Raw genomic sequence first — 8,180 nt, forward strand, 5'->3', positions numbered from 1 at the left:
CCGGCGGTGCGCGATTCGAGATCAGTAACACGTTCGAGGATGCCTTCGAGGACGCCGACGTGGTGATCCCCAAGTCGTGGGGACCGCTGGTTACAACGCAGGATGTAAGCCAGGGTCTTCGTCTGATCGAGAAATACCCGGCGTGGCGCTGCGACTCGGAGCGGATGGCGCTCGGGAAGGATCACCTGATTTATATGCATCCGCTTCCGGCGGATCGTGGTCGGGAGGTCACGGAGGAAGTCATCGACGGTCCACAGTCGGTGGTTTATGATGAGGCCGAGAATCGCCTGCATGTGCAGAAAGCTCTGATGGCCCTGACCATGTAGGTGGCACGATGGGCTGTTTTCAGTTTCGATGCATAGAGTGCGACGCGGCGTACGGGGAGGATCCGGCCCGGCTCGTTTGCCCGCTTTGTTCTCAAAAGCAAGAGGCGGGCGGCGTCACCAGAGGCGTGCTCGCTGTGGCCCTGGACGATTATCCATCCGGGTGGCCGGAGGCAGCGGCATCGAGTCCGGAGTTTTTGATCCCGTTCTGGCCCATCTCTTCGGCTGAGCACTTCCCTCCTTTTCCTGTGGGAGACACACCACTTCTCGCGGCGCCGGAATTGCGCAGAGTACTCGGCACGCCGAATCTGCAAATCAAGGACGACACCAGAAACCCGAGCGGTTCCACCAAGGACAGGGCGTCCTTTCTGGTGGTGGCCAAGGCGAAGGAGTACGGCTTCAAGACCGTAGCGACGGCGTCGACCGGCAACGCGGCGACGGCGCTAGCTGCGGTGGCGGCGGCAAGTGGAATTCGCGCCGTCGTATTCGTACCGGCGTCCGCTCCGAGGGCGAAGCTCGTGCAAATGCTGGCGCACGGAGCCGCGGTGATGCCCGTCGACGGCACGTACGACGAGGCGTTCGAGCTATGCTGTGCAGCCTGTGAAGAGTTCGGCTGGTACAACCGGAACACCGCACTGAATCCCTTTACGATCGAAGGTAAGAAGACGGTTGCTCTGGAGATCGCAAGACAGATGACCCCTGACGCGCCCGACGTGGTCGTAGTACCGACCGGCGACGGAGTCATATTGTCCGGGATCGCGAAAGGATTCCACGATCTTGTCCGCGGTGGACTCATCGCTCGTCCGCCACGGTTGATTGCGGTTCAACCAGACGGATCGGACTCCCTCGCGCGTGCGCTGATTACGGGATCGGAGTCGATCACGCCCGTGCCGGGTGCCAACAGCGTTGCCGATAGCCTGACGGTAGAGGCGCCACGAAATGCGATCCAGTGCCTGCGTGCGGTTCGAGCGTCGGGTGGCGGAGGCGTGGTGGTGTCCGATGGCGAGATTGTGGACGGGATAGCCGAATTGGCCCAACACACCGGCGTGTTTGCCGAACCGGCCGGTGCTGCCGTTCTTCCCGGACTTCGGAGTGCGCTTCAATCGGGGCTTATCGAACGCCGCGAGCGGATCGTTCTTCTTGTCACGGGCACGGGGCTGAAGGATGTGGCAAGCGCGGCTCGAGCAGTTGCCGAACCGTCGCCGATCAAACCGAAGCTGGCAGACGTTGCGCAGCGGTGGAGGGAGTTCGCGACCGGCTGACAGGATGTTCGCCCGGCCGCCGCTTGTCCGGCTGACTGTACCTGGCTCCACGGAATGAAGATCAGGATCGGGTCGTTTCGGGGAAGGTCCGCGCTGCTCGCGTTCGATCGATTCGACTAGCCGCCCTGATTCACACGTGCGACGGTGGCTGAATGGGCTCGATCTCTCCGCGGCTGAGACGATCCTGATACTCACGCCACGTCATGCTCGGGATCTCGGACTCCGCCGGTACCATTGCGATGCACTCATCCACCGGACAGACCAGCGAACACAGGTTACAACCTACGCATGTTTCCTGGCGGATCGTGTAGATGTTGACGTACCCGTCGCCGGCTCCAGCAATTACACGCTTTCCTCCGCTGATCTGAATGGCCGAATCGTGACCGTCACCGCGACCGTTTCCGATGTCCGCAGCGGTGAGTCGATCCGCGTATTCATCCTCGCCGAGACGACTGATGTCAATCGACTGGTGCGCTCCGTCCTCACAGGCGATGTAACACAGCCCGCAGTTAATACATTTCGTCTGATCTATTTCCGCTACGACCTTGTAGCCCAGATCAAGCTCGGCCCACTCTCCAATCGCCGGCACGGAGTGTCCGACAAAGTCGGACAGTCGCTCGAAGCCACGACCCTGCATCCACGATTGCAGTCCGGAGATGAAGTGCTCAACGATTCGGAAGCCGTAGTGCATCGCCGCGGTGCACACCTGAACATTGGAGGCGCCGAGCAGCATGAACTCCACCGCGTCCTGCCAGGCCTGAATGCCTCCGACTCCGGAAATCGGCAGACCGACCTGCGGATCCGCGGCGAGCTGATGCACCATGTTGAGCGCGATCGGCTTGACTGCCGGTCCACAGTATCCGCCATGTGAGCCGCGCCCGGCGACATGCGGTTTGGGCATCAGTGTCTCCAGGTCGACACCCATCACCGAATTGATTGTATTGATCAAACAGAGCGCGTCCGCCCCGCCCTGCTTGGCCGCTCGCCCGATGAAACGAATGTCCGCAATGTTCGGCGTCAGCTTGATGAGCACGGGTGTCCGCGCTATCTCCTTCACCCACGCGGTTACCATCTCGGTGTACTCCGGCACCTGGCCCACCGCCGATCCCATCCCTCGCTCGCTCATGCCGTGAGGGCATCCGAAGTTTAGTTCCAGACCGTCGCAGCCCGTGTCTTCCACCCTCTTCACGATATCGTGCCACGATTCGCGGTTCGTCTCCACCATCAAAGAAACCACGACGGCGTGATCGGGAAATTCCTGCTTGATCTCCGCTATCTCCCTGAGATTTTCTTCAAGCGTTCGATCTGTTATGAGCTCTATATTGTTGAAGCCCATCACCTTGCGACCATCATAGTCAACCGCGCCGTACCGCGAGTAGACATTGACGATGGGCTCGTGGCTAATGGTCTTCCAGACCACGCCACCCCAGCCCGCTTCAAAAGCGCGGCGCACCTGGTAAGCCGAGTTCGTCGGGGGTCCGCTCGCCAACCAGAAGGGATTCGGCGAAGTGATCCCGGCCAGATTGGCGCTGATATCCGGTTTGCTCATTCGTTTGAACCTCGAGTGATATTGCTGCCCACCACGGTGCTCTTCTCAGACTCGCCCAGCCAGGTACGCGTCGATACCCCACGCGGCCACCTTGCCCTCCTGTACAGCGTCGACGATCTCGGCCCCCTTGCTGACACAGTCACCACCGGCAAAGAGCCCCGACACGCCGGTCGACCCAGTCGTCGGGTCGATGCGAAGTCGTCCGTTCCTGGTCTCGACGTCGTCAACTTCGCCCAGCACACCCAGTACAGGTACCTGGCCAAGCGCTTTTATCGCCATGTCACACGGAACGATTGACGGCGGTTCGTCAGCGGCTTTGAGTGAAGCCGACCGGCCGCGTCCCTGCGACGTCATCCTCTGAAACTCGACACCTGTCAGCATTCCGTCGTCGGTCACGAACGCGTTCGGTTGAACCTCCCACAGGAAATGAACACCATCGGATTTTGCGAGCTCATACTCGTAATCAAATGCGGACATGTCGTGCACTGTGCGGCGGTACGCAATTGTTACTCTGTCCGCCCCCAGGCGCACCGCTTCCGTCGCCACATCGACCGCCGTATTGCCCGCGCCGAGTACGACGACATTTCGTCCGACGACGCAATCCTTCAGCGGCTTCGTGTGCGTCTGGAAGATAAAGTCGAGTGCTTCCCACACGCCCTCCGCATCTTCGCCGGGAATACCAAGTTGCGCCGTTTCACCGAGACCGACACCAACAAACACGGCATCGTGCGTATCGCGGAGTTGTTGCAACATCTTGCTATCGACGGGCGTGTTGTAGCGCACATCCACGCCGATGGCGAGTACCGACTCGATCTCCCTGAGTGAGAACTCCGTCGTGATCTTATAGGCTGCGATACCCAGCGTGTTGAGACCGCCGGGAATGTCGCGTGCCTCGAAAATCGTAACGCCATGTCCGCGCCTTCGAAGTTCGTGGGCGCAGGACAGCCCGGCCGGTCCGGCGCCGACGATAGCAACCTTCTTCCCCGAATCCGCGCCCGGCTCGAAAAACAGGAGCTGATGATCCATGGCATGGTCCGTCGCATACCGCTGAAGCCGACCGATCTGCACCGGTGCCTTCAGAAGCGTCCGGTCCACGCACGCTCCTTCGCACAGCACCTCTGTCGGGCATGCTCTCGCGCATGATCCGCCCAGGATGTTTTCCGAGAAGATCGTCTCCGCCGCACCTGCAGGATCATCGTGTAGAATCTGACGAATGAAGCGCGGCACATCGATGTGCGTGGGACACGCGCGGGTACAGGGTGCATCGTAGCAGTACAGACACCTCGATGCCTCCGACACAGCTTCGTCCCGCGTGTATCGCGGATGAAGGTCGGCGAAGTTTCGGGCCAGCTCCTTTTCGGAAAGTCGGGTCTTCTCTACCATCGATCGGGCACTCTTGAATAGGAAAAGTCGGCCTCAGCTCATCCAGTTTCCGCGATACTTGTCTGACCACTTTGCCGTGACCTTTTTCGTCCTCGTCCAGAAGTCGATTGCGGTCTCGCCCGTAATATCGCCTCCTCCGAAGCTGCTCTCATTCCATCCTCCGAAGGCGAACGGTTCGCGCGGAACGGGTACGCCGATATTGACGCCGACCATACCAGCGCTCGCGCGGTCGGTAAAGTACTCGGCCGAGTCTCCCGACGAGGTGTAGATGGCTGCGGCGTTGCCATACGGATTCTGGTTTTCGATCTCGATGGCGTCGTCGAGGGTGGCGCACCTGATGATGGTCAGCGTGGGCCCGAAGATCTCATCGCACGAAGCTTCATGATCGGGCGTTGCATGGTCGATGATGCAGGCACCAAGGTATCGACCCTGGGCAGGCACGTCATCCGCGACAGCGTGGCGGCCGTCCAGAAGCAGCTTTGCGCCGTCGGATTCTGCTCGATCAAGGTAGCCTGTGATCCGGTCGTAGGCGTCTTCACTGATGATCGAGCCGATGTCCGGGCCTGCCTTCAGCCCGGCCATCTTGTCCCGGATTCGATCGATGATATGATCCGAATCGCCCACCGCGAGAAGCACGCTTGCAGCCATGCATCGCTGTCCGGCACAACCCGTTACGGACGCCGTTACGTTTGATGCTGTCATCTCCGGGTCCGCATCCGGAACGACCACGAGATGGTTCTTTGCACCACCAAGCGCACGAACCCGCTTTCCCGTCGACGTAGCTCTCTGATACACCGCTCGCGCCGCCTTTGTCGATCCGACGAAGCCGACAGCGTCAATATCGGGGTGGTCGCAGATGGACTCCACAATGTCCTTGTCTCCGTGGATCACGGAGAAGATGCCATCCGGGACGCCTGACTCCTGCATGAGTCGGGCGAGTTCCATGGCACTGAGCGGAGTCTGCGGTGACGGCTTAAGAATGAATGCGTTTCCGAGCGCCACGGCCATCGGTATCATCCACAGAGGAACCATGAACGGAAAGTTGAACGGCGTGATGCCGGCCACGACGCCCAGCGGATATCGATAGGTCCTGCACTCGACGCCGCGACTCACCTCGAGCACCTTTCCCACAGCAAACTGAGGCAGACTGGCCGCATATTCGAGACACTCGACGGCACGAGCAATACTGCCGTGAGATTCAGCCATCGTCTTCCCGTTTTCTTGCGTGATGAGCTGCGCCAGATGGTCAGCTTCCGCCTCCACCAACGTCTTCATTTTGTAGAACACCTGCACCCTGTCCTTGATCGGCATTCGCGCCCACCTGGGCTGAGCTTCCTTCGCCGCTTTGACAGCCAGATCAAGGTCCTCGGAGTTCGACAGAGGCACCTCTGCGATGATCGCGCCCGTGTTAGGTTCAGTTACGGGAAGCGATCGACCCGTTGCGCACTCGATGGGCCTGCCCCCGATAAAATTCGTCAGCGTATGGACGGCTGTGTTGATCTCTGTACTCATTACAATTCCTCTCGATGTCGAAATAACTCAGGCAGTCGTGGGAGTCGCCTTCCGTTCCTGTCCGTTCGAGGTCGACTGATGCTGCAGTCCTGCCGACGACCGGTGCAACCATTTGCCGCGGCCCGCTTTTCCGACGACCCTGTAGTCGTCCACGATAGTCTCTCCGCGCGACAACGTGGTTCGTGCAAATCCCGCCAGCTCCCAACCTTCGTATGGTGACCAGTCGGCGTTCGTTTCCATCGTTGCCGGGTCGACGGTGATCTTCTTTGCCGGATGTATGATCGCGATGTCGGCGTCGGCGCCAACCTGTATCGCGCCTTTACGCGGGTACAGTCCCATGATCTGCGCGGGATTCGTCGACAGCTTCATGCACATCTGCTCCAGTGACAGACGGTTCTTCAGCACTCCGTGCGTGTAGACGATCGGAAGAAGCGTTTCAAGACCCGGCATGCCCATCGGGATCTTCGTCCAGTCCCCTTCCCACATGGCCTTCTGCTCACGCGTAAACGTACACGTGTCGGTGGATACCACCGATACCTCGCCATCGGAGAGGCCTGTCCACAGCCGCGCGACGTCAGCTGGCTTCTTGACCTGCGGACAGCAGGCAAAAAGATGGCCATCTTCCCGATCGAAGACGGAGTCGTCGAGCACGAGGTACTGAGCGCACGTCTCGGCCAGCACGGGCACGCCGCGTGACTGTGCCGCCTTCACGAGATCGCTGCCTTCCGCCGTCGACATATGCACGATGTACAACTGCCCGCCTGTAACTTCGCTCCACGTGATGGCGCGCTGTATGGCTTCGGCTTCGATGTAGTTCGGCCGGGTCATCCGGTGCAGCCTGGCGCCGTACCGCTTGATCTGCTCGCTCGTGTGATGACGTGCAATGAGCTCGTCAAGCACGCGCGACGATTCGGCGTGAACGAGCAACATCGTGCCGTACTCCTTCATCTTCTCGAGCGTCCCGAACATGGCCCGGTCGTCGGACTGCCAACCTTCGGACTCATAGATCATGAATTCCTTGAAAGTTGTGAAGCCGCGATCGACCATGCCTTTGATCTGGTCCTTGTGCTCGTCCCAGCGCGTGACGCAGATGTGGAACGTGTAGTCAATCAGTGCCTTGCCATCGGCCTTTGCCATCCAGTTGTCGGCGGCATCGTTGAGCGAATCGCCTTCGTATGGAATTGCGAAATCGATGAGCGTCGTGACGCCACCGCGGGCACCTGCACGTGTTCCGGAAGTGTAGTCGTCGGAGGAGACGGTCCCGCAGAATGGAAGCTCCAGGTGGACATGCACGTCGAGAACACCTGGAATCACGTGATGGCCTGTGGCATCGATGACGTTCGCGGCCGAGTCGAGATCCTGGCCGATGGCCGCGATCTTCTCTCCACTGATCCCTACGTCCGCTCGAATCGCACCGCCCGGTGTTATCACCGTGCCTCCCTTAATTACCGAGTCAAATTTCATTTCGGTCACCCCATCTGGTCGTCTTGGAGTTGAGCTTGCTTGTGCTTCATGTGGGTCACACGGAGCCGGCTATCGAAAATGCACGGTCGAACACCTCGAGACAGAATGCGGCGTCCTCCTTCGTTATACACATCGGGGGCTTCACACGCAGAACGTTACCGTACAACCCGCCCTTGCCAACCAGGACGCCCATTTCGCGTGCCGCTTCGAGAACTGCGGCCGTCGCTTTCGTCGCCGGCTCCTTAGTCTCCCGATCGAGAACAAGTTCCACGCCGATCATCAGGCCCATGCCCCGGACGTCGCCGATCAATGGATGTCTCTGCTGCAGATCCTTTAGCCCCGCCATCAGGAAGGCGCCGACTTCTTTCGAGTTCTGTTGCAGTCCGTCCTCTTCGATCACCTCGAGAACGGCCAGGCCAGCCGCCATACTGACCGGGTTTCCGCCGTACGTGTTGAAGTGCAGATTCTGAGCAAATGGCTCTGCAATTTCCCGTCGCGTCGTGACGGCAGCCAGCGGAATTCCATTCCCGATGCCCTTCGCCATCACGACCATATCGGGGACTACGTCGAAGTTCTGAAATCCCCAGTAGTGATTACCGGTGCGACCGAAACCGGTCTGCACCTCGTCGGCAATACAGAGACCGCCATGTTCGCGCACGATTGCGTACGCCTCACCGAGGTAGTTCG

At 59.9% G+C, this 8,180-nt stretch carries 7 protein-coding genes; 2 read left to right on the top strand and 5 right to left on the bottom strand.

What is annotated here, in order from left to right; all coding sequences use genetic code 11:
• Both HKN37_10910 and thrC read left to right on the top strand, forming a co-directional pair.
• The coding region (locus tag HKN37_10910) for an ornithine carbamoyltransferase (GenBank protein NNE47159.1) at window positions 1–326 on the top strand (326 nt) is incomplete at its 5' end.
• Between the two features lie 134 nt (window positions 327–460).
• Window positions 461–1,585, top strand: coding sequence for a threonine synthase (thrC, locus tag HKN37_10915; GenBank protein NNE47160.1), 1,125 nt, complete (start codon window positions 461–463; stop codon window positions 1,583–1,585).
• Window positions 1,586–1,715: 130 nt separating this feature from the next.
• On the opposite strand, the gene preA is transcribed toward thrC, so the two are convergent.
• The 5 genes from preA to HKN37_10940 all read right to left on the bottom strand — a co-directional run.
• Complete coding sequence (gene preA / locus HKN37_10920) at window positions 1,716–3,134, bottom strand: NAD-dependent dihydropyrimidine dehydrogenase subunit PreA (GenBank protein ID NNE47161.1); 1,419 nt, start codon at window positions 3,132–3,134, stop codon at window positions 1,716–1,718.
• A gap of 45 nt (window positions 3,135–3,179) precedes the next feature.
• Window positions 3,180–4,517 (bottom strand): NAD(P)-dependent oxidoreductase, encoded by a 1,338-nt coding sequence (locus tag HKN37_10925; GenBank protein NNE47162.1) that lies wholly within the window; start codon window positions 4,515–4,517, stop codon window positions 3,180–3,182.
• Window positions 4,518–4,550: 33 nt separating this feature from the next.
• The gene (locus tag HKN37_10930; protein NNE47163.1) at window positions 4,551–6,029 is read right to left on the bottom strand and encodes a CoA-acylating methylmalonate-semialdehyde dehydrogenase; all 1,479 of its coding nucleotides are present in this window, start codon (window positions 6,027–6,029) and stop codon (window positions 4,551–4,553) included.
• A 27-nt stretch (window positions 6,030–6,056) separates the two neighbouring features.
• Window positions 6,057–7,493 carry a dihydropyrimidinase gene (hydA, locus tag HKN37_10935; protein ID NNE47164.1) on the bottom strand — a complete coding sequence of 479 codons (1,437 nt, stop codon included), beginning with the start codon at window positions 7,491–7,493 and terminating at the stop codon, window positions 6,057–6,059.
• Window positions 7,494–7,548: 55 nt separating this feature from the next.
• On the bottom strand, window positions 7,549–8,180 hold a 632-nt coding region (locus HKN37_10940), incomplete at its 5' end, for an aminotransferase class III-fold pyridoxal phosphate-dependent enzyme (protein NNE47165.1).

This window comes from Rhodothermales bacterium, from assembly GCA_013002345.1.
In the GTDB taxonomy this organism is placed as follows: Bacteria; Bacteroidota; Rhodothermia; order Rhodothermales; family JABDKH01; genus JABDKH01.